18 protein-coding genes are annotated in these 19671 nt (G+C 64.6%); 8 read left to right on the top strand and 10 right to left on the bottom strand.

What is annotated here, in order from left to right; genetic code table 11:
• Positions 1-20 precede the first annotated feature (20 nt).
• Together X265_RS21330 and X265_RS21325 are read right to left on the bottom strand one after the other, a co-directional pair.
• The gene (locus tag X265_RS21330) at positions 21-218 is read right to left on the bottom strand and encodes a hypothetical protein (protein WP_007603456.1); all 198 of its coding nucleotides are present in this window, start codon (positions 216-218) and stop codon (positions 21-23) included.
• 198 nt (positions 219-416) lie between these two features.
• On the bottom strand, positions 417-1358 hold the full coding sequence (locus X265_RS21325) for an acetamidase/formamidase family protein (RefSeq protein WP_128966596.1): 942 nt from the start codon (positions 1356-1358) through the stop codon (positions 417-419).
• 181 nt (positions 1359-1539) lie between these two features.
• On the opposite strand from X265_RS21325, the gene X265_RS21320 reads away from it, so the two are divergent.
• From X265_RS21320 to X265_RS21305, 4 genes are read left to right on the top strand one after another with little or no spacing between them, the layout of a single operon-like run.
• Positions 1540-2307, top strand: coding sequence for a YdcF family protein (locus X265_RS21320; protein ID WP_164939029.1), 768 nt, complete (start codon positions 1540-1542; stop codon positions 2305-2307).
• Positions 2308-2348: 41 nt separating this feature from the next.
• On the top strand, positions 2349-3131 hold the full coding sequence (locus X265_RS21315; RefSeq protein ID WP_128966594.1) for a DUF169 domain-containing protein: 783 nt from the start codon (positions 2349-2351) through the stop codon (positions 3129-3131).
• Positions 3132-3140: 9 nt separating this feature from the next.
• Entirely contained in the window at positions 3141-4319 is a 1179-nt protein-coding gene (locus tag X265_RS21310) for a saccharopine dehydrogenase family protein (RefSeq protein ID WP_128966593.1), read from the top strand.
• 5 nt (positions 4320-4324) lie between these two features.
• Positions 4325-5500 (top strand): saccharopine dehydrogenase family protein, encoded by a 1176-nt coding sequence (locus X265_RS21305; protein ID WP_128966592.1) that lies wholly within the window; start codon positions 4325-4327, stop codon positions 5498-5500.
• Positions 5501-5610: 110 nt separating this feature from the next.
• On the opposite strand, the gene X265_RS21300 is transcribed toward X265_RS21305, so the two are convergent.
• Positions 5611-6807 (bottom strand): FAD-dependent monooxygenase, encoded by a 1197-nt coding sequence (locus tag X265_RS21300; RefSeq protein WP_128966591.1) that lies wholly within the window; start codon positions 6805-6807, stop codon positions 5611-5613.
• Between the two features lie 148 nt (positions 6808-6955).
• Here X265_RS21300 and X265_RS21295 point away from each other — a divergent pair, with 148 nt between their 5' ends.
• Entirely contained in the window at positions 6956-7432 is a 477-nt protein-coding gene (locus X265_RS21295) for a MarR family transcriptional regulator (RefSeq protein WP_164939028.1), read from the top strand.
• On the opposite strand, the gene X265_RS21290 is transcribed toward X265_RS21295, so the two are convergent.
• The 3 genes from X265_RS21290 to X265_RS21280 form a co-directional block, all read right to left on the bottom strand.
• Positions 7401-8657, bottom strand: a complete 1257-nt coding sequence (locus X265_RS21290) for an O-antigen ligase family protein (RefSeq protein ID WP_164938727.1) — start codon at positions 8655-8657, stop codon at positions 7401-7403. The two genes, X265_RS21295 and X265_RS21290, sit on opposite strands and share 32 nt — an antisense overlap.
• A gap of 159 nt (positions 8658-8816) precedes the next feature.
• Positions 8817-10364 carry an undecaprenyl-phosphate glucose phosphotransferase gene (locus X265_RS21285; protein ID WP_128966588.1) on the bottom strand — a complete coding sequence of 516 codons (1548 nt, stop codon included), beginning with the start codon at positions 10362-10364 and terminating at the stop codon, positions 8817-8819.
• A gap of 120 nt (positions 10365-10484) precedes the next feature.
• The gene (locus X265_RS21280) at positions 10485-11618 is read right to left on the bottom strand and encodes a glycosyltransferase family 4 protein (protein WP_128966587.1); all 1134 of its coding nucleotides are present in this window, start codon (positions 11616-11618) and stop codon (positions 10485-10487) included.
• A gap of 202 nt (positions 11619-11820) precedes the next feature.
• Here X265_RS21280 and X265_RS21275 point away from each other — a divergent pair, with 202 nt between their 5' ends.
• Positions 11821-14067, top strand: coding sequence for a GumC family protein (locus X265_RS21275; protein WP_128966586.1), 2247 nt, complete (start codon positions 11821-11823; stop codon positions 14065-14067).
• A gap of 40 nt (positions 14068-14107) precedes the next feature.
• Here X265_RS21275 and X265_RS21270 read toward each other — a convergent pair whose 3' ends face one another.
• Complete coding sequence (locus X265_RS21270) at positions 14108-15289, bottom strand: GNAT family N-acetyltransferase (protein ID WP_128966585.1); 1182 nt, start codon at positions 15287-15289, stop codon at positions 14108-14110.
• Between the two features lie 127 nt (positions 15290-15416).
• Between X265_RS21270 and X265_RS21265 the strand changes: the two genes are divergently transcribed.
• Positions 15417-16460 carry a polysaccharide deacetylase family protein gene (locus X265_RS21265; protein WP_128969356.1) on the top strand — a complete coding sequence of 348 codons (1044 nt, stop codon included), beginning with the start codon at positions 15417-15419 and terminating at the stop codon, positions 16458-16460.
• Here the strand turns inward: X265_RS21265 and X265_RS21260 are convergent.
• On the bottom strand, positions 16457-16678 hold the full coding sequence (locus X265_RS21260; RefSeq protein ID WP_128966584.1) for a DUF2842 domain-containing protein: 222 nt from the start codon (positions 16676-16678) through the stop codon (positions 16457-16459). The two genes, X265_RS21265 and X265_RS21260, sit on opposite strands and share 4 nt — an antisense overlap.
• Positions 16679-16788: 110 nt before the next feature.
• Here X265_RS21260 and X265_RS21255 point away from each other — a divergent pair, with 110 nt between their 5' ends.
• A complete protein-coding gene (locus X265_RS21255; RefSeq protein WP_128966583.1) occupies positions 16789-17871 on the top strand; it encodes a COX15/CtaA family protein in 1083 nt (360 codons plus the stop codon).
• On the opposite strand, the gene X265_RS21250 is transcribed toward X265_RS21255, so the two are convergent.
• A complete protein-coding gene (locus tag X265_RS21250; RefSeq protein WP_128969355.1) occupies positions 17872-18216 on the bottom strand; it encodes a hypothetical protein in 345 nt (114 codons plus the stop codon).
• Positions 18217-18354: 138 nt separating this feature from the next.
• Entirely contained in the window at positions 18355-19632 is a 1278-nt protein-coding gene (locus X265_RS21245) for an O-acetylhomoserine aminocarboxypropyltransferase (protein ID WP_128966582.1), read from the bottom strand.
• Positions 19633-19671: the final 39 nt, after the last annotated feature.

Genomic DNA, 19671 nt, shown 5'->3' with positions numbered 1-19671 from the left:
GCATCAAGCGCGTCGCGCGCTCACGTCCTGCCATTGTCGCGAATCGACAAAAGCCCGTCCTTGATGGCGAGACGGATGCCTTCCTCGATCAATGTCCGTGCGACGCCGGGAACGCTGGTGCCGTGGGTGCCCTGTCTCACCAACTTCTCCAGGTAGGTGATGGTCGAGAGCGCCAAGGTTACGGGAATGCGGTCAGTCTCGGCTTTTTCGGTGGCCATGGCCGAACGCTAGCCTCTTACTCGGGTACATAAAAGTAACGATTAAGACTCTATTTAGGTTCAGGGGCGGAAGTCAAATCCGGGCTGGTACGGTGGTTCAGCGCATTGGAATCGCACGGGAAAAGGATGCGCCTGCCCGCGCCGCGCGGAATCCCGCGCGGCTTGTTGGGGGCAGCAGGTCAGAAGATGTGGGCGGGCTTAGCCGTGCACGATCGCTTTTTCGATCATGCAATGGATGCCCTTCGAGCCGTTGACGGTCTGGGTCACCCGCAGATCGGCCGCGAGACTGCAGAGCGTGTAGGCGTCCTCGCGCGACAGGCCTCTGAGCTCCCCGAGTAAAATGATCATGTCGCGCAGCGCCCGCACCGCGCATTGGTCGAGGTCGGGGTCCATCGCCATCGTCATGTAGTGGGTCGGCGTTTCCGCACGCGGGTAATCGAACCGCAAATCCTTGCGCAGCGTCAGCCGGAATCGGCCCTGCAGCGCCGTCTCGATCGCGGTGACGCAGACCTCGCCGTCGCCCTGAACGCCATGGCCGTCGCCACAGGAGAACATCGCGCCGGGAACGAAGACCGGCAGATACAATGTGGCGCTGGCGCCGAGCTCCTTGTTGTCGAGATTGCCGCCCATGGCGCGTGGCACGAGCGAAGAGATGCGGCCCCAGCTCGGGGGCGGCGACACGCCCATCACCCCGAAGAACGGCTTCAGGGGCAGGTCGAGGCCCCACGGCATCCGGCCGACCATCCGTGTCCGGTCGAGCGGGATGTTGAGGATGCGCGTCTCGTGGAAATCGTCGGGCAGGGTGCCCGACAGCGGCTTGATCAGATTCCAGCCCCAGTCCTGCCGCAGCTGGACGTCGAGGATCTCGACGGCGAGGACATCGCCGGGCTCGGCGCCTTCGACCGCGATCGGGCCGGTCAGGATATGGCCGGGGAGCATCCGCTCGTTCCTGGCATGAACCTCGAGCATCTCCGGCGGAACGTGAAACTTGCTGCGGTCGGGCAGCATGTCCGGACCGCCGCTGATGGTATCGACAATCACCTCGTCGCCGCTGGCAATGGTGAGGACCGGTTTAAGCGCGGCTTCAAAGAAGCCCCAATGGCAGGTTTCGGGACTTGAATGCAGGTGGTGTTGGGTCATTTGCCGCGTCCAGTCGGTTTCATCGGACCTTGTCACGAGATCATGTATGCCGGGGCTTGACCGGACAATCGATCCTCTCCCAAGAAGATTTCTGATGACAAGGGGGCAGGTCAAGCCGCACCCGATCACTCAAGCGAGGTTTCTCCTGTTCTTCGTTCTTTCCAAAACGCTCGGCGCGGCCGTGCTGCCGATCAATCTTCTGGTCGAGCTCGGGATCATCTCGGTCGTGTTGATGGCAACGCGCTTTGCCGGGCTCGGTCGGAAACTGGCCGCGACCACACTGGTCCTGCTCGCACTCGCCGCCTTTTCGCCGCTCGGCAATCTCTTGCTCTATCCGCTGGAGTCGCGCTTTCCTCCGTGGGATCCCGCGCGCGGCGCCCCCGACGGCATCATCGTGCTGGGCGGCTCCGTCGATACCGATCTGTCGGCGGCGCATCGGACGCCGGTGGTCACGCACGGAGCCGATCGCCTGCTCGCACCGGCCGAGCTTGCGCGCCGCTATCCGAATGCGCGGATCGTTTTCACGGGTGGCTCTGCGAACCTGATTTCGACCGGCGCCAGGGAGGCCGACTATTCGGTCCCGATCCTGGAAAGCATCGGCATTCCGAGGGAGCGCCTGATCGTCGAACGGGACTCGCGCAACACCTACGAAAACGCGATCTTCACCAAGCGCCTGGTCGCGCCGAAGCCGGGCCAGCGCTGGCTGCTGGTCACCTCGGCCTATCACATGCCGCGTTCGATCGGAATTTTCCGCAAGGCCGGATTTGACGTCCAGGCCTATCCTGTCGACTGGCGGATGGGCGGACGCGACGATCTGTTCTCGTTCACCAATGTCAGCGCTGATGGTCTCGGCCGCACCGAGGTGGCCATGCGCGAATGGATCGGCCTTGTGGCCTACCGCCTCATGGGCAGAACCAGCGAGTTGCTTCCCGGGCCGGCCAAGGACTAGAACTGGCCTCAGAAGCAAAACGTCCGCGTCGGGAGGATGCCATGCAGCAGCAAGCCGCTGATACGATCGACCTTGCCGGCCTCGTCGCCGATCTCAACAGCCTGTTGCGGCTGAAGACGACGGTAACAGGCATGAAGCTGTTCGCGCATGCTGCGGACATGGAGGCGATCCCGAAAATCCGGCGGCCGAATGCGGTTCACACCACCGATCAGATCGTCAGCATGGCCTCGCGCCTCGGGTGGACCGTCGGCATTACCGGCGAGGATCTTGTCGGCGCGCAGTGCCGCGCGGTGATCGGCCTCGCGCCGCAGGACGACAAATGGCTCGCGGGAGAGAACTATGTCGGCGTCTGGCACGGCACGGCGGAAGATGCGCGCAAGCGCCAGCAAGCCCTGGACGTGGTTCCCTTCGGACAATATCAAGCGCTCGCCGTCAGCCCGCTCGCAAGCGGCCGGCTCAATCCGCCCGACATCTGCCTCGTCTATGCGACGCCCGGCCAGATGATCATCCTGATCAACGGGCTGCAATATACCGGTTACAAGAAGTTCGAATGGGGCGTGGTCGGCGAGACCGCCTGCGCGGATTCCTGGGGACGGGCGCTCAAGACCGGCGAGCCCAGCCTGTCCTTGCCATGCTATGCCGAACGGCGCTATGGCGGCGTGCCGGACGAGGAGATGCTGATGGCCTTGAAGCCCTCCCATCTCGCCAAGGCAATCGAGGGCATGAAGGCGCTGGCCAAGAACGGCCTGCGCTATCCGATCCCGCCCTATGGAATTCAAAGCGACGTCCGCGCCGGCATGGGCGTGAGTTACGCAAAGAAGTAAAGGCCGACCATGAGCTCTGCGAAGTTCGACATCGTTGTCTATGGCGCGACCGGTTTCACCGGCCAGCTCGTCGCCGAATATCTGGCGACGCACTATAAGGGCGATGCCTCGCTGAAATGGGCGATGGCGGGTCGCAGCCTCGAGAAGCTGAAATCCGTGCGCGACGCAATCGGCGCGCCTGCCGCTACGCCGCTGATCGTCGCCGATGCGTCCGATGCGGCTTCGCTCAAGGCGATGGCGGAACAGACGATGTCCGTCATCACGACGGTCGGCCCATATCAGCTCTACGGCGAGGAACTGCTCGCCGCCTGCGTCGCGACCGGTACGGATTATTTCGACCTCTGCGGCGAGCCGATCTGGATGCGGCAGATGATCGACAAGTACGAGGCTGCTGCGAAGGACAGCGGCGCACGCATCGTGTTCTCCTGCGGCTTCGATTCCGTGCCGTTCGAGCTCGGCACGTTCTTCGTGCAGGAAGAGGCCAAGCGTGTGTTTGGCGCTCCTGCGGCGCGCGTGAAGGGGCGCGTGCGCGACATGCGCGGCACGCTGTCGGGCGGCACCGCCGCGAGTGCAAAGGCGACCTTTGACGCTGTTGCCAAGGACATGAGCCTCATCGCGATCCTGAACGATCCGTTCGCGCTGACGCCGGGCTTTGCCGGCCCGAAGCAGCCGAAAGGCAACAAGCCGCTCGTTGAGGAAGACCTGCAATCCTGGGCGGCGCCGTTCATGATGGCGCTGATCAATACCCGCAACGTCCACCGCTCCAACATGCTGATGGGCTTTCCCTACGGCCGCGACTTCGTCTACGACGAAATGGTTTTGACCGGACCCGGCGAGAAGGGCGAGGCCAACGCCAAGCGCGTGATGGCGGCCAATGCCGAGAAGACAGGTCCGAGCGCGCCGAAGCCGGGCGAGGGGCCGTCGAAGGAAGAGCGCGAGAACGGGCTGTTCAATCTGCTCTATGTTGCGATCGCGCCTGATGGCCGCATGGTTCGCGCCGGCGTCACCGGCGATCGCGATCCTGGTTACGGCTCGACCTCGAAGATGATCTCCGAATGCGCGATCTGCATGCTGCGCGATGCAACGGACGTTGCCGCCGGCTTCTGGACCCCGGGCGCGGCGATGCAGCACAAGCTGATCAAGCGGCTGCGGGACAATGCGGGCCTGACATTCGAGGTGGAAGCGTAAGGCCAGTGTCCGCAAAGTTCGACATCGTCGTCTACGGGGCAACCGGATACACCGGCCAGCTCGTGGCCGAATATCTCGCTGCGAACTATGTGGGTGACGGGGCTCCGGCATGGGCGTTGGCGGGACGCAGCAGAGACAAGCTCGCCTCCGTTCGCGATGCCATCGGCGCGCCCGCGGACACGCCGCTCATCGTAGCGGACGCGGCCGACCCCGTGTCGTTGCAGGCAATGGTCGATCAGGCGAAGCTGATCGTCACCACGGTTGGTCCATACCAGCTCTATGGGTCCGAGCTGCTTGCCGCCTGCGTCGCTGCCGGCACCGACTACATGGACCTCTGCGGCGAGCCGATCTGGCTGAAGCAGATGATCGACAGGCATGAGGCGGCCGCAAAGGCGAGCGGGGCGCGCATCATGTTCTCCTGCGGCTTCGATTCCATGCCGTTCGAACTCGGCGCGTTCTTCGTGCAGGAGCAAGCGAGGCGCGTGTTCGGGGCATCGGCGCCACGCGTGAAGGGGCGCGTCCGCGACCTCAGCTGGAAGTTCTCCGGCGGCACCTCGGCGAGCGCGCGAGTCACCTTCGAAGCGGTTGCGCAGGATCTCAGCCTGGTGTCGATCCTCAAGGATCCCTTTGCACTCACGCCAGGCTTCGAAGGACCCAGGCAGCCGCGCGGCAACAAGCCTGTTTTCGAGGAAGACCTGCAATCCTGGTCCGCTCCGTTCGCGATGGCGATGCTGAACACCCGCAATGTCCATCGCTCCAACATGCTGATGGGATTCCCCTATGGCCGGGACTTTGTCTACGACGAGATGGTGCTGACGGGGCCGGGCGACGAAGGGCTGGCCAACGCCAAGCGCGTGATGGCCGCCAATAGTGAAAAGACTGGCCCTGAGGCGCTCAAGCCGGGCGAGGGACCTTCGAAGCAAGAGCGCGACGCCGGTCATTACGACCTGCTCTATATCGCGATCGCGCCGGACGGGCGCCAGGTTCGCGCGGCCGTGAAAGGCGATCTCGACCCCGGTTATGCGTCAACGGCGAAGATGATTTCCGAATGCGCCATCTGCCTTCTGCGCGACGCGCCGGATGTGCCTCCCGGTCTGTGGACGCCGGGCGCAGCGATGCAGCACAAGCTGATCAGGCGGCTGGTCGACCATGCCGGGTTGAGGTTTGATGTGGAAGGCTAGGTCAGCTCTCGTAGGGGGGCAAAGCGAAGCGTGCCCGCCGTTGTCACGCTTGGAGAGAGATGGTGGGCACGGCGCGTTGCGCCTTTGCACACCCTACGGCACCGTTTCTGTTACGCCGCCCGCGCGTCATAGGCGTACATGAAATCCATGCCCTTCGATCCCAGCGGCAACAGCAGTTTGATCATCTGATTGCGTATCCACGCGCCGGTGGCGCTGAATTCGCGCTTGTTGTTGCCGTTGCGGCGGGCGATGGCAACGATCTTTTCCGCGCGCGGTCGGCGCTCGGCCTCGAAGGCCTGGAACGTGGCGGTGAGCTCCTGGCCCTCCTGCATCAGGCGGGCGAGCCGCATCGCATCTTCCAGCGCCAGCGAAGCGCCCTGGCCGGCATGGGGGCTCGTCGCATGCGCGGCATCGCCGATCAGGAGCGAGCGCTTGCGCGACCAGGTCGGCAGGGTCGCGACGTCGAGCGTGTCGGTGACTATGATGTTCTCGGCCGCATCGATGATGGCGGGGATGGGATCGTGCCAGCCGTGATGGAAGCCGCGCAGATGCTGCTTCAGCGTGCGCTGATCGAGGGCGCGGAACGTCGCGGCGTCCATGCCATGCGCCGGCTGCGTGCTCCACCACATCACGCCGTGCTTCGGATCCGGGCTGCAATAGCCGTAACCGAAGAAGCCGCTCTGCCCGAACGTGGTCTCGACGTGGCGGCCGACCGGCCTTCCGTCAAGCACGGCGTGCGGCACGAAGCCGCCAAAGCCGATCAGGCCGGTGTTGAAGGGTTTCGGACCATCAGGCACCACCTGGCGCCGCGTGACCGAATGCACGCCGTCGGCGCCGATCAGGAAGTCGCCCTCGGCGGTGGTGCCGTCGGCGAAATAGGCGATAACAGGCTGGTCGCCGCGATCCTCGATCTTGATCAGGCGCTTGTCGAAATAGAGCGAGACGCAGGCGCACCAGGCCTTGTCGATAAGAATCTCGTTCAGCGCCGCGCGGCAGATATTGACGGCCGGCTGGCCAAACCGCCGTTCCATGTCGCGGTTGATCGAGCCGAGCTTGTCACCGCCTTGCGAATAGAAGTCGAAGGATTCCGCGATCGAGCCGCGGCTGATCAACTCGTCCGCGAGCCCGATCTCGTCCATCACATGCATGCCGTTCGGCGCGATCTGCAGCCCGCCGCCGCTGCCCTTCGCGTAGGGCCAGGCTTCATAGATTGCCGATTCGATGCCGGCGCGGCGCAGCAGGATCGCGGCGACGGGCCCGGCGATGCCGGCGCCGATAATCAGGGCCTTGCGGGGACGATGAGGCATTGGCTTGCTCCCGACGTTTCCGTGGTGCTAGGAGAAATTACGGTCGCTAAATCTCTTAGTGACTAAGATATATATCGACTAAGATATGAGGTCGGCCTTGTCAAGGACGAAGGCGCGCGCGGCGTTGCTGGGGGAACTGGAAGAGGCGATGCGGCGCTCGTCCGCGCAGGGCGTGCTCTATGGGCAAACCGTTGCGAACGTCGCCGGGATTGCCAATTCCGATCTCGAATGCATGGACATTCTTTATCTCGAGGGTCGCGTGACTGCAGGCCGCCTCGCCGAAGTGACGGGCCTCACGACCGGGGCCATCACCGGCGTGGTCGACCGACTGGAGAAGGCAGGGCTGGTGCGGCGGGAGCGTGATGAGGCCGATCGCCGCAAGGTCTACATCGCCGTCGTGCCGGAGACTGCCATGAAGATCGGTCAGCTCTACGTGCCGATGCAGCAGGCGCTGGAGAAGGTGTTCAGTGGCTACTCCGACGAGGAACTGCGGCTGCTGCTGCGTTTCGCCAATGAAGGTTACAAGGGCGTGGTCGCGGCGACCGCGGCGCTGAAGACCCTGCTTGATACGCCGCCGGAGAAGCGTCCCGATCTCAAGCTGAAGAAGCGTCGTCCGAAGCCGTGATCTTGTAGGCCTGCGCGGCCGCGATCATGCCCCACATCGCGCCCAGCATCATCCAGAAATGCCGCCAGTGGTCTGTGTCGATCACGAAGCTTTCGCCGACAGTGCCGACGAAGGCCGAGAACACCGCGAGATAGGCGCGCTGCCAGGGCACGCGGACGAAGATGTGCCGGAAGCCCGTGATCACGGTGGTGAAGACCAGCGCGGGATAGCAAACGCCGGAGAGCCAGCCCCCCGACATGAAGGCATTCAGATAGGAATTGTGGGTGTCTTCGGGGAAGAAGCGGTGGAATTGCAGGGGACCGATGCCGAACGGCAGGTCGAGCGCCATCTCCGCACCCAGGATATGCCGGCCGAAGCGGCCGAAGCGGCCTTCGTCGTAGCTCTGGTCGAAGCTCGCGCGCTGCTTGAACATCTCGGCAATAGAGTCGAACGACAGCAGCACCGCGATCAGCGCGAGGCCCAGCACGACCGCCATGACGGCCATGATGATGATGCGCGAGCGCTGCGCGTTGGTGCGGCTGGTCAAGACCATCAGCGCCAGCATGAAGGCGGCGGTCAGGACCAGCCCGCCCCAGGCGGCGCGCGAGAAGGCGAGCAGAATCGCCAGCGACATGATGCCGAAGGCGATGAGGTTGCGGAACGCCTTTGCCGGCTTGTCCGAGACCACGCTCTGGAGCGCAAACAGCGCCGGCAGGATCAGGAAGGCGCCGAGCACGTTCGGGTCCTTGAACGTGCCGCGCGCACGCTCGTAGAGCGTCAGCAGGTCGTGGCCGCCCGGAACGAAATTGAAATATCCGGCGATCGCCGAGAGCGAGGCAACCATCGCGCCGACCACCAGGCCGCGGCGCAGCATGTCGAGCCGTGCCGCCGTGTCCTCCGACGTGATCATGGCGAAGAACACCACGGTCACCGCCATGTACCAGGAGGTCGCGATCCAGCTTGCGACCTCGGACTGATCGAGCAGCGGGATCGCACTGATGGTGTAGCCGACATTGAGCAGGACGAGGGCGAGCACCAGCGGCATCAGCACCAGCCGCAATCGCAAGCCGGTGGCGAAGAAGATCACCGTGGCGAGCAGCGTCGCGATCTCGTAGGGACTTGGCTCGATGAAGACGATCGCGCCTGAGGCCCCGACCAGCCACACCAGCGCGCGCTGAAGGGCCAGGACGCCGGGCGCAGCCGGTGCGGCTATCTTCATTCCACCGGCTGTCGCCGCATACGCCATCACACGCTCACGCTATTCGTGCACACAACTTCCGCTGTCATGCCCCGGCTTGACCCGGGCATCCAGTACTCCGTGCCGTCGTGGCAGGCTCTCCTGCCGGTGATTACTGGTTCGCCCGGCCAAGCCGGGCGATGACAGCGAGGCTCGGCGTCAGCAAACTCAATACGCGTTCTCGTTCTTCGTCAGCAGCGAGAGCGGCGTCTTCAGGAGAATGACGAGGTCGAACAGCACCGACCAGTTCTCGATGTAATAGAGGTCGAACTCGACGCGCTTCTGGATCTTCTCTTCGTTGTCGATCTCGCCGCGCCAGCCGTTGATCTGGGCCCAGCCGGTGATGCCGGGCTTGACGCGGTGGCGGGCGAAATAGCCGTCGACGGCCTCGTCGAACAGCCGGCTCTGGAGCTTGCCCTGGACGGCGTGCGGACGCGGACCGACCAGCGAGAGATTGCCCGCGAAGACCACGTTGAAGAGCTGCGGCAATTCGTCAAGGCTGGTCTTGCGGATGAAGCGGCCGACGCGGGTGACGCGCGGATCGTTCTTGGTCACGACTTTCGAGGCCGTCGGGTCCGCCTGGTGATGATACATCGAGCGGAACTTGTAGACGTCGATGCGCTCATTGTTGAAACCGAAGCGCTTCTGCCGGAACAGCACCGGCCCCGGGCTGTCGAGTTTCACCGCCACCGCAACCAGCGCCATGACCGGCAATGCGGCGAGCAACGCGAGGCTGCCGACGACGCGGTCGAACAGCCATTTCATCACCAGGTCCCAGTCGGTGATCGGCGCCTCGAACACGTCGAGCGTCGGCACCTTGCCGAGGTAGGAGTAGGAGCGGGGGCGGAAGCGCAGCTTGTTGGTGTGGGCGGACAGACGGATATCGACCGGCAGCACCCAGAGCTTCTTCAGCATCTCCAGGATGCGCGTCTCCGCCGAGATCGGCAGGGCGAACAGCACCAGATCGACGCGGGTGCGGCGGGCGAATTCGACGATGTCGTCGACCTTGCCGAGCTTGCGTGCACCGGCACAGGTGTCCAGCGCGCGGCTGTCGTTGCGGTCGTCGAACACGCCGAGCACGTGGATGTCGGAATCCTCCTGCGCCTTCAGCGCTTCGACCAGCTGCTCGCCATTGTGGTCGGAGCCGACGATGATGGTGCGGCGATCGAGCCGGCCCTGGCGCGCCCAGCTGCGAACCAGCGAACGCAGCACGAGGCGCTCGGCAACCAGCGCGGCGAGGCCGAGGAAGTAGAAGGCGGCCAGCCACAGCCGCGAGATTTCGCTGCCGAACTTGGCGAAGAAGGAGATGCCGATGAACATCAGGAAGACGAACGACCAGGACGAGATCATCCGCGTCATTTGCCGGAGTTGTCCGCGGAACAGCTGCACCTGATAAATGTCCGCCGCCTGGAAGCAGACCACGGCGGCGACCGCGACGGCGACGATCTCGATCGGATAAAGCCAGCTGAAGCCGGCGAGCGGCATGACGTAGCCGAGATAGACCGCGATGCCGACCGCGCTCAGCAGGACAAAATCGACGGCTCGCGCGATGCCGGTGATCACGATCGGCGAATAGGCGCGGGCGACCTTCTGGTTGACGACCTCGAGTGCAGCAGGCGTCAGGCGGCGGCGGCGTTCGACAAAAGGTTGCTCAGCCGGCTTGGCCGCGGCGCTGGTCGCGGCATCGAGCATCGAGCGTGCGTTGAGCGGTTCCACGGGCGTCTACGTCCATTCCAAGGCCCCGTGGGCGCAGCCTTGACGCCCCCGGGCATGCATCCCCTGGCACGTCGATTATCGGACAAATCGGAAGATTCTCTAAAGCCGGCTTAAGGATGGTTAATGTTTTGCAAATGCTTCGCGGTACCCGGCGAGCACGCCTTCGACCATCGCCTGCTGGGAGAAATGCGCCGAGATGCGTTGGCGCAGGGCGGAGGCGCGCTGCGCCGTCTCCTTCACATCGGCGAGGGCGGTCGCGATCGCCTCGGCCATGGCCTCGGCATCGCTGGGCGCAAACAAAGCCGGGTTCTCGGGGCCGAAGATCTCGGGGATGCCGCCGACGCGTGCCGCAATCATGGGAATCCCGGCCGCCCCGGCCTCGATCACGACATAAGGCATGGAATCGCCGCGCGAGGGCACGACCAGCAGCCGGCCTTTGGAGAAGCCGTAGCGGGCCTTGACGTGGCCGACGAAGCGGATCGCGTCCGTCAGGCCGAGCCTTTCGACCTGCGCCTTCAGCGCCGCCGATTCCTCGCCATCGCCCCCGAGCGTCAGCGTGATCTTCTTGCCGTTCTGATGCAACCGCGCGACCGCGTCGACCAGCAGATCGGCGCCCTTGATGTGCCTGAACTCGCCGACATAGGCGAGGTCGGTGGCGTCATCAGCGATGTCGACCGGCTCGAACTCCTCGGGCGTCACGCCGTTGAAGACGCAGTGCGCGACGCCCTTGGGAGTGCCGACGATGCGCTGATAGGTGTCGCGGGCGAAGGCGCTCTCGAACAGGAACAGATCGGTCGAATCCATCAGCGTGCGCTCGAGCCGCGCGTAGAACTCGCCCTTCAGGGTGTTGAGCGGATAGTGCAGCGAGCCACCATGCGGGGTGTAGATGCGGATGGCGTCGTCGGTGCGCCGGCGCATGCGAACGAAGGCGCCAGCCTTGGCGCCGTGGCCGTGCATGACGTCGGGCTTGAGCGTGGCGATGAGGCGGCGCATGCGCAGCCAGACCAGAAAATCCTCCGGCGACGGTTCGCGGCGGATCGCGAGCCGATGCACACCAAGCTTCAGCCGTGGCGCAATTTCGGCCAGGGCTTTGTCGGCCCGCTCACCGCCGGTGAGGCTGTCGGCGAGAATCCCGACATGATGGCCGCGATCGACTTGGCCATTGGCGAGGTCGAGGATATGGCGGATGATGCCGCCCACGGGAGCGCGCACGGCGTGAAGAATGCGAAGCGGCTGGTCGGGAGAGGGGGGCATGATCAAAACCAGCGCTCAACGAGGAGTGCCGAACAATGTTCTCGAATATCGATGCGGATTAAGGGCCCTCGTGGTTAACAAAGAGTGACGAACGCGCGTGCGCTGCCCGTGCGACGGCAAGATTAACCCAGCGGCAACCTTAATGGAGTGTAATCGGCCGCATTGAGGTACATGAGTGGCGTTGCCCCTGCGGGAGTGTTCGATGCGTTTAGCGTTCTGGCGTGCCGGCAAGGACAAGTCCGTCATCGAGCGGGCCGTTTCGAAGGCCAAGTCTGAAGTCAAGCCTGAAGTCAAGCTTGAGTCCAAGCCGCGCATTGAAGCCAAGCCGGCGCCGCTTGCCGCAAAACCGGCGCCAGTCGAATCCGGCGACATCGATCTGCACGCGCTCGGCGGCGCCCTCGCACGCAAGCGCGGCTGGATCATCGTGCCGACGGTGCTGGCCCTCGTCGCGTCCGTTGCTGTCGTCAATCTCATCACGCCGCGCTACAAATCCGAGGCGCGTATCCTGATCGACGGTCGCGAGAACGTCTTCCTGCGGCCGAGCAGCGACCGCAGCACCGAGGAGCGGCAGGCGCTCGACCCCGAGGCGGTCACCAGCCAGGTTCAGCTCGTGTTGTCGCGCGACCTCGCGCGCGAGATCATCAAGAAGAACAAGCTTGCGGAACTCCCCGAATTCGATCCGGTGTTGCAGGGCGTTTCGCCGCTGAAGTCGCTCGCGGCGCTGGTCGGCATCGGTCGGGATCCGTTCTCGATGACCCCGGAAGAGCGCGTGCTCGACGCCTATTACGATCGGCTTCAGGCCTATGCCGTCGACAAGTCGCGCGTGATCGTGGTCGAATTCCAGTCGCAGGACCCCGAGCTCGCCGCGCGCGTCGCCAATTCGATCGCCGACGGCTATCTCGTGCTCCAGCAGGCTGCGCGTCAGGACCAGGCGCGCAACGCCAGCCAGTGGCTGGCCGGGGAGATCGACAATCTGCGCAAGAAGGTCTCCGAGGCCGAAGCCAAGGTCGAGGACTTCCGTTCCAAATCGTCGCTGTTCGTCGGCACCAACAACACCACGTTGTCGAACCAGCAGATGGGTGAGGTCAACACCCAGCTCAACAATGCGCGCGCGCTGAAGGCGGACGCCGAGTCCAAGGCCCGGCTGATCCGCGAGATGCTCCAGAGCGGCAAGCCGATCGAGGCCTCCGAGGTCGTGAACTCCGAGCTGATGCGGCGGCTGTCGGAGCAGCGGGTGACGCTGCGCGCCCAGCTCGCCGAACAATCGTCCACGCTGCTCGGCAATCATCCGCGCATCAAGGAGCTGAAGGCCCAGCTCAGCGACCTCGATGGTCAGATCCGCGACGAGGCAGCCAAGATCTCGCGCTCCCTCGAAAACGACGCGCGGATCGCGGGCGGGCGGGTCGACGGCCTGACCGCGAGTCTCGAGCAGCTCAAGAAGCAGGCGACCTCGACCAACGGCCAGGACGTCCAGCTCCGTGCGCTCGAGCGCGAGGCCAAGGCGCAGCGTGATCTGCTCGAGACCTATCTGGCCAAATACCGCGAGGCCAACACCCGCGAGACGATCGACACCGCGCCGACCGAAGGACGGATCATCTCGCGTGGCATCGTCTCCAACACGCCGGCCTATCCGAAGAAGCTGCCGATCGTGTTGATCGCGACGCTGGCGACACTGCTGCTGTCGTCCGGTCTCGTGGTCACCGGCGAGCTGCTGCGCCAGACCGCGCCGCGCGCCGTTGCCACCCTCGCGCCGACGGTCGTTCGCCGAGAGCCGGTCGTCGAGGCGGTGGAGATCGAACCGGCGCCGCTCCAGCCAGAGCTGACGACGGATATCGAGGTCGGCGAATTCGCCGAGATCGGACAATTGGCGGAAAGCCTGCTTGCGGCGGGGGCGGGCGCGAAGAAGGTCACCGTGCTCGGCACCGCGCCCGGCGATGCCATCACGCTGTCGACGCTGACGCTGGCCCGCCATCTCGCGCGCGATGCGCGCGTGGTCGTCGTCGATCTAACGGCGTCCTCGCCGACGATCGCCGCGGTATCCGTCGATCCGACGGCCCCCGGTCTTGCCGAGTTGATGCAGGGGCAGGCCTCGTTTGCGCAGGTCATCACGCGCGACAAGCTCTCGCGGCTTCATCTCGTCATGGCCGGCCGTCCGGGCTTCGACCGCAGCCTGCTGCAGTCGCCGCGCGTGACGCTGGCGATTGACGCCTTGCTGCGCGCCTACGATCATGTGCTCCTGGACGCCGGCAGCGCCTCCGATCTGCCGGCCGAACTGCTGACGGCGAATGCCCGCGCCGTCGTGGTGCCCGACACGTCGATGGAGGCGGACGCGCGCGCACTGATGTGCGAGCAGTTGAAGGCGGTCGGCTTCAGCGAGGTGACGATGCTGAGCAAGCCGGTGCAGCCGTCGGATGCCGCCGAGACGTCCCCGCGCGTGGTGGCTGCGTAGTCGGTTATTCCTCTCTCCTTTGCGGGAGAGGGTGGGCCTGCTACCCGAACGCCTGCCGCAGTCTGCGGGCCAGGTCGAACAGCATCTGGTTCTGCTTCACCAGTCGCTTGCCATGATTGAGCGAAGACATCGCCATCGCCGCAAATTTGCCACGTGATGTCAGCGGGACGAAGCTGTCGAAGATCTCCTCATCGTCCTTGCAGAACATCCGCTTGTATTCGTCCGTGCCGATGCCGAGGTCGAGTGACCGGTAGCCGCGCTCGGCGTAACGGTCGATGATGTAGCGCACCAGAATCAGGCCGGGGCTATAGCGGGCGTGCTCCGACATCGTGTAGGTGTTGAACATCATCGAGAAGCGCTGCCCGTCCGCGACGCCGGCGAAGATTGCGATCACTTCCTCGTCGCATTCGAGCGCATGGATGTCGATGACGCGCCCTTCGCCGCGCGGCGCGAGGCAGGCGCTGCGGATGAAATGCTCGACCCCCGGCTCGGCAAAGACGTTTGGCAGCTTCTGCTCCGCCATCCGCGCCGGCTTGACGCGGAAGAACCAGTCGAGCAGGCGCGTGATGTCCGCGTCCGTTGTCGCGAGGTGGTAGCGATAGCCGGCGAGCGGCTGGAGCTTCTTCTCCTTGCTCTTGAGCCGGCGGCGCAAGGAGTTGCTGATCCGCGATGCGGGTGGACCGCCGGGCTCCATCAGCAGCAGTGGGCAGCCATTGACGGCACTTTGCTGCGGCAGGAGCGCGAACGGGTTTTGCTGGTCGTTCCAGCGTTTGGGTTGCTGTGTCAGCGAGAGAACGTCGACCTGATCACGCAGCGAGGCGAACAGCATGTCGAGATCGGCGGAGAGGGCCTCTGCCGCGAACTCGGCGCTCCACAGCCCCATGTTGAAGGTCGGGTGCTTGCCGCCCATGAAGCAGGCCGTCCGCACGCCGTGGCCCTGGCGCAGTGCGAGCGGCAGCAAGGCGAGCGGCCTGCGTTCGGCATCGCGGGCAATCACAATAAAGGGACTGGCGCCTTCGCGTTCTCCGACCGATCGTTGCCAGGAGCCCAGCAGATCGAAGCGCTGATAGGGCGTGAACAGGTGTCCGGGCTCTTCGAGGGCGCGCCACACCGGCTCGGCCTCGGCGATGTCGCCGATGATGTCGACATGGGCGATACGGCTCGCTTCGGACCGCGCTGGCGATTCTGCCGTCCGGCTTTGCATCGCCGCAGCCATGGTCATCCGCGAAACCTGTCGAGAAAGCAAAAATACGTATTTCGGCCTGTGGCCGACCTTTGCAAACAAATGTCAACAAAAGGTAATGACAATGGCGGGGGGAACCGCCGCCGGCAAATGCGAAGGTGGGATAGTGGCACCCGATGACGGATGGCTGGAGCGGTTGCGGCTCGAACTGGCCTGGTTCACCGGCCAGCCCCTGCTGCGCAGCCGTGGCGCCGGGGCGATCCTACGCTTTCAGCACGTACGACCACGGCGGAGCGGCTCGTTCCAGCCGCTGCGCCAACACGAGATCACGCCGGATTTTCTCGATCGTGCCATACGCGCGCTGAAGCGCTGGAACTACGAGTTTCTCGGTATGGACGAGGTCTGCCGGCGCGCGGTGACGCTGCCCGAGAAGCGGCGCTTCGTGGCGCTCACCTTCGATGGCGCGAGCAAGGACCTGATCAGCTTTGCCTATCCGGTGCTGGCGCGCCATGCCGTGCCGTTCACGCTCTACATTCCCACGGCCTTTCCCGACGGTGTCGGCGAGGCGTGGTGGCTCGGGCTCGAGCAGGTGATCGCGCGCGAGAGCCGCATCAGCCTGATGATGGGCGACAGGGAGCAGCGCTTCACCGTCACGGAGAACGCTGCGAAGCGGGCGCTGTTCTCGTTCCTCGAGACGTGGCTGCGCTCGCTGCCGCCGGCGGATTTGTCAATTGCGATCGCCGATCTCTGCACGCGCTACCGGATCGATCTCGCGGCACTCTCGCGCGAGGCGTCGATGGATTGGGAGGATCTGGCGAGGTTAGCTGCCGATCCGCTCGTCACGATCGGCAGTGCGACCGTGAACTATCCCGGCCTCGCCAACATGAAGGATGCGGCCGCGCTGCGCGAGATGACGATGGGCAAGGCAGTGGCGGAAGCCGCCTTTCGCCGCGAAGTCAGGCATCTGGCGTTTCCGTTCGGCGATCGCTCTTCATTTCGGCGGAGTCACGTCGTGATGGCGGAACAGGCCGACTTTGTCAGCGCGGTGTCGACGATCCCCGGCATCGTGGATACGGAGGGGCGAACCAACCTGCACGCGCTGCCGCGGATTGCCTGGAACGGACGGGTGCGCTCGCTGCGCATGATGCGGGTGCTGGTATCAGGTGTTGCCTTCGCGCCGGTGAAACCAGCGCTACGAGCTAGCAGCTAAGAACGGGATTTGGCACGGTCGGGCCGCTGCATCCAGCTCACGATCGGCATCGCCGGCAGCACCCAGCCCATGCCGACCACCACATAATAGATCGCCTGTCGCCAGCCGGATTCGGCGATCCACGGCATCTGCGCCGCCGCCATGCCGAGCAGGGCCCAGACCGTGGCAAGCACCAGCAGCAGGATGGCACCGAGGAACTTGCGGGTGCGGATCGTCATGGCGGGGACTTTACAGCTTTCGCGTAACTTGCGCTGCGGAAGCGGGGGACTATAAGGGGCACGCAATCCGGTTCAAGTCTCTTAGTCACAAGGCTTGGTTTGTCCCTGAAATGACGACGAATTTTGCTCCGACCAACCCCCATCGCGCCGTACGCTGGTGGCTGATCTCCGTGGCCGCCCTGATCGCGCTGATGGTGCTGGTCGGCGGCGCGACGCGGCTGACGGAATCCGGTCTCTCCATCGTAGAGTGGAAGCCCGTGACGGGCAGTGTTCCGCCGCTCTCGGAAGCGGCGTGGACCGACGCCTTTGAGGCCTACAAGAAGATTCCGCAATATCGCGAGCTCAACGCGGGCATGAGCCTGTCCGAGTTCAAGCAGATCTTCTGGTGGGAGTGGAGCCATCGCCTGCTCGGCCGGTTCATCGGCGTCGCCTATCTGCTGCCATTCCTGTTCTTCCTGTGGCGCGGCGGTCTGGCGAGCGAGTTGAAGCGGCGGCTCTGGCTGCTGTTCGCGCTTGGCGGGCTTCAAGGCGCGGTCGGGTGGTGGATGGTGGCTTCGGGCCTCTCCGAGCGCGTCGAAGTGTCGCAATATCGGCTGGCGACGCATCTGGTGCTGGCGCTGCTGATCTTCGCCGGCATCGTCTGGACGGTACGCCGGCTTGCCGAGCGGCCGCAGCTTGCGGTCCCGGCGCGGCTGCGGTTCACGAGCGCGGTGCTGGTGATCCTGACCTTCATCCAGATCTATTTCGGTGCGCTGGTGGCGGGCCTGCGCGCCGGGCGCGCCTACAACACCTGGCCCGCAATCGACGGCGCGTTCATTCCGTCCGCGGAGCGGCTGTGGTTCGAGACGCCGTGGTGGCGCAACATGTTCGACAACGTGCTGACGGTGCAGTTCGAGCACCGCATGACGGCCTATGCGCTGTTCGTGCTGGTGGTGCTGCACGCCTTCGATGCGGTGCGCTCGCGCGCAGGCGCAGCAGTGAGCGGCGCGCTCTGGCTGCTTGGGGGGGTGAGCCTGCAAGCCGTGTTGGGCATCCTGACGCTGCTCAACCAGGTGCCGATCGATCTGGCGCTGTCGCACCAGGCGGTTGCGATCGTCGTGCTGACATTGGCGGTGATGCAGGCGGAGCGGCTGGCGTCGCGACAATCCGCTGAGACGCAGCCGGGCGCGGTCCCGGCGGGACAGCCCGGCTGATCAGCAATAGCCGTAGACGCCGCACGCGTAGGGCAGGCGCCAGAAGTAGTCGACCTGCTTCCCGCCGTAATACGAACCCTGATAGTCGTAGTCCCAAGGGCGACCGTAATAGCCGGGCAGCGTATGGGAACCCGGCAACAGCGGAGTACCCGGCAGGTTCTGGATGTAGCTGCCGATGCCATAAGCCGGCGAGATCAGCGCATCCGGATCGGTCTCGACATAGACCTTTGGAGCTTCCTGCGGCGGTGCGGCGGCCCGCCGCTTCGGATGGGCCGCCAAGTCGGCCGCAGATGCGGCTGAAACCGTCAGCATCACCGCCAGGGCAGGCACCATCCAGCGCAGCATCATCGGCTCCGAATCAAAGGGCGATCCAAAGTCGATGTATGCGGCAGATGTGGTTAACGACTGTTAACTGCAGCCACGCTGGCGCGGAGCCTCCAAACCAGCGCCAGATCTGGTGTGGATGGAGGCTGGTGGAACTCGTTACGCCAGCGCCTGCTCCAGGTCCGCAATCAGGTCTTCCTTGTCCTCGATGCCGATCGAGAGCCGCACCACGTCGGGGCCGGCGCCGGACTTGATCTTGGCCGCGTCGTCGAGCTGGCTGTGCGTGGTCGAGGCGGGGTGGATCACCAGCGAGCGGGTGTCGCCGACATTGGCGAGGTGCGAGAATAGCTGCAGTTTCGAGACCAGCTTTACGCCGGCGTCATAGCCGCCCTTGAGGCTGAAGGTGAACACGGCGCCCGCGCCCTTCGGCGCATATTTGCGCGCGAGCTGGTTGTACTTGTCGCTGGCGAGACCGGCATAGTTGACCGAGGACACCGCGGGATGGGCCGCAAGGAATTCGGCGACCGCCTTGGCATTGTCGCAGTGCTTTTGCATCCGCAGCGGCAGCGTCTCGATGCCGGTGAGGATCATGAAGGCATTGAACGGCGACAGCGCCGGACCCAGGTCGCGCAAACCCAACACCCGGCAAGCGATGGCGAAGGCGAAATTGCCGAACGTTTCCTGCAGCCGGATCCCGTGATATTCCGGCCGCGGCTCTGACAACATCGGATATTTGCCTGACGCGGACCAGTCGAACGTACCGGCATCGACGATGATGCCGCCGAGCGAGTTGCCGTGACCTCCCAAGAACTTCGTCAGCGAGTGCACGACGATGTCGGCGCCGTGGTCGATCGGGCGGATCAGATAGGGCGAGGCCAGCGTGTTGTCGACGATCAAGGGCACGCCAGCCTTGCGCGCCACCGTCGAGATCGACTCGATGTCGGTGATGCTGCCGGCGGGATTGGCGATGGATTCGATGAAGATCGCCTTCGTGCGCGGCGTCACCGCGCGTTCGAAGCTGGCGATGTCATCAGGATCGGCCCACACCACGTTCCAGCCGAAGCTCTTGAACGCATGCGTGAACTGGTTGATCGAGCCGCCATAGAGTTTTCGCGCGGCGATGAACTCGTCGCCGGGCTGCAGCAATTGCTGCAGCACCACGACTTGCGCGGCATGGCCCGAGGCCACCGCGAGCGCGGCGGTGCCCCCTTCGAGCGCGGCGACGCGCTCTTCCAGTGCGGCGTTGGTCGGGTTGCCGATGCGGGTATAGATGTTGCCGAACGCCTGCAGGCCGAACAGCGAGGCGGCATGGTCGGCATCGTTGAAGACGAAGGATGTCGTTTGATAAATCGGCGTCGCGCGCGCACCGGTGGTCGGGTCGGGTTGTGCACCGGCATGCACGGCGAGGGTGGAAAATCCCGGAAGGCGATCGCTCATTGATTGCGTCCTGTTCTTGTGGCTTGAAATCGCGCGGCA

The organism is Bradyrhizobium guangdongense, from assembly GCF_004114975.1.
GTDB classification, from domain to species: Bacteria; Pseudomonadota; Alphaproteobacteria; order Rhizobiales; family Xanthobacteraceae; genus Bradyrhizobium; species Bradyrhizobium guangdongense.
Note: the sequence above shows the minus strand (reverse complement) of the source record. Positions and strands in the feature narration are given on the sequence as shown.

What these genes read in the sequence shown, in the direction of transcription:
- X265_RS21330 (WP_007603456.1), bottom strand. Translation starts at nt 218, where the DNA reads ATGGCCACCGAAAAAGCCGAGACTGACCGCATTCCCGTAACCTTGGCG.
- X265_RS21325 (WP_128966596.1), bottom strand. Translation starts at nt 1,358, where the DNA reads ATGACCCAACACCACCTGCATTCAAGTCCCGAAACCTGCCATTGGGGC.
- X265_RS21315 (WP_128966594.1), top strand. Translation starts at nt 2,349, where the DNA reads ATGCAGCAGCAAGCCGCTGATACGATCGACCTTGCCGGCCTCGTCGCC.
- X265_RS21310 (WP_128966593.1), top strand. Translation starts at nt 3,141, where the DNA reads ATGAGCTCTGCGAAGTTCGACATCGTTGTCTATGGCGCGACCGGTTTC.
- X265_RS21300 (WP_128966591.1), bottom strand. Translation starts at nt 6,807, where the DNA reads ATGCCTCATCGTCCCCGCAAGGCCCTGATTATCGGCGCCGGCATCGCC.
- X265_RS21295 (WP_164939028.1), top strand. Translation starts at nt 6,956, where the DNA reads ATGCGGCGCTCGTCCGCGCAGGGCGTGCTCTATGGGCAAACCGTTGCG.
- X265_RS21290 (WP_164938727.1), bottom strand. Translation starts at nt 8,657, where the DNA reads ATGGCGTATGCGGCGACAGCCGGTGGAATGAAGATAGCCGCACCGGCT.
- X265_RS21280 (WP_128966587.1), bottom strand. Translation starts at nt 11,618, where the DNA reads ATGCCCCCCTCTCCCGACCAGCCGCTTCGCATTCTTCACGCCGTGCGC.
- X265_RS21275 (WP_128966586.1), top strand. Translation starts at nt 11,821, where the DNA reads ATGCGTTTAGCGTTCTGGCGTGCCGGCAAGGACAAGTCCGTCATCGAG.
- X265_RS21270 (WP_128966585.1), bottom strand. Translation starts at nt 15,289, where the DNA reads ATGACCATGGCTGCGGCGATGCAAAGCCGGACGGCAGAATCGCCAGCG.
- X265_RS21260 (WP_128966584.1), bottom strand. Translation starts at nt 16,678, where the DNA reads ATGACGATCCGCACCCGCAAGTTCCTCGGTGCCATCCTGCTGCTGGTG.
- X265_RS21255 (WP_128966583.1), top strand. Translation starts at nt 16,789, where the DNA reads ATGACGACGAATTTTGCTCCGACCAACCCCCATCGCGCCGTACGCTGG.
- X265_RS21250 (WP_128969355.1), bottom strand. Translation starts at nt 18,216, where the DNA reads ATGCTGCGCTGGATGGTGCCTGCCCTGGCGGTGATGCTGACGGTTTCA.
- X265_RS21245 (WP_128966582.1), bottom strand. Translation starts at nt 19,632, where the DNA reads ATGAGCGATCGCCTTCCGGGATTTTCCACCCTCGCCGTGCATGCCGGT.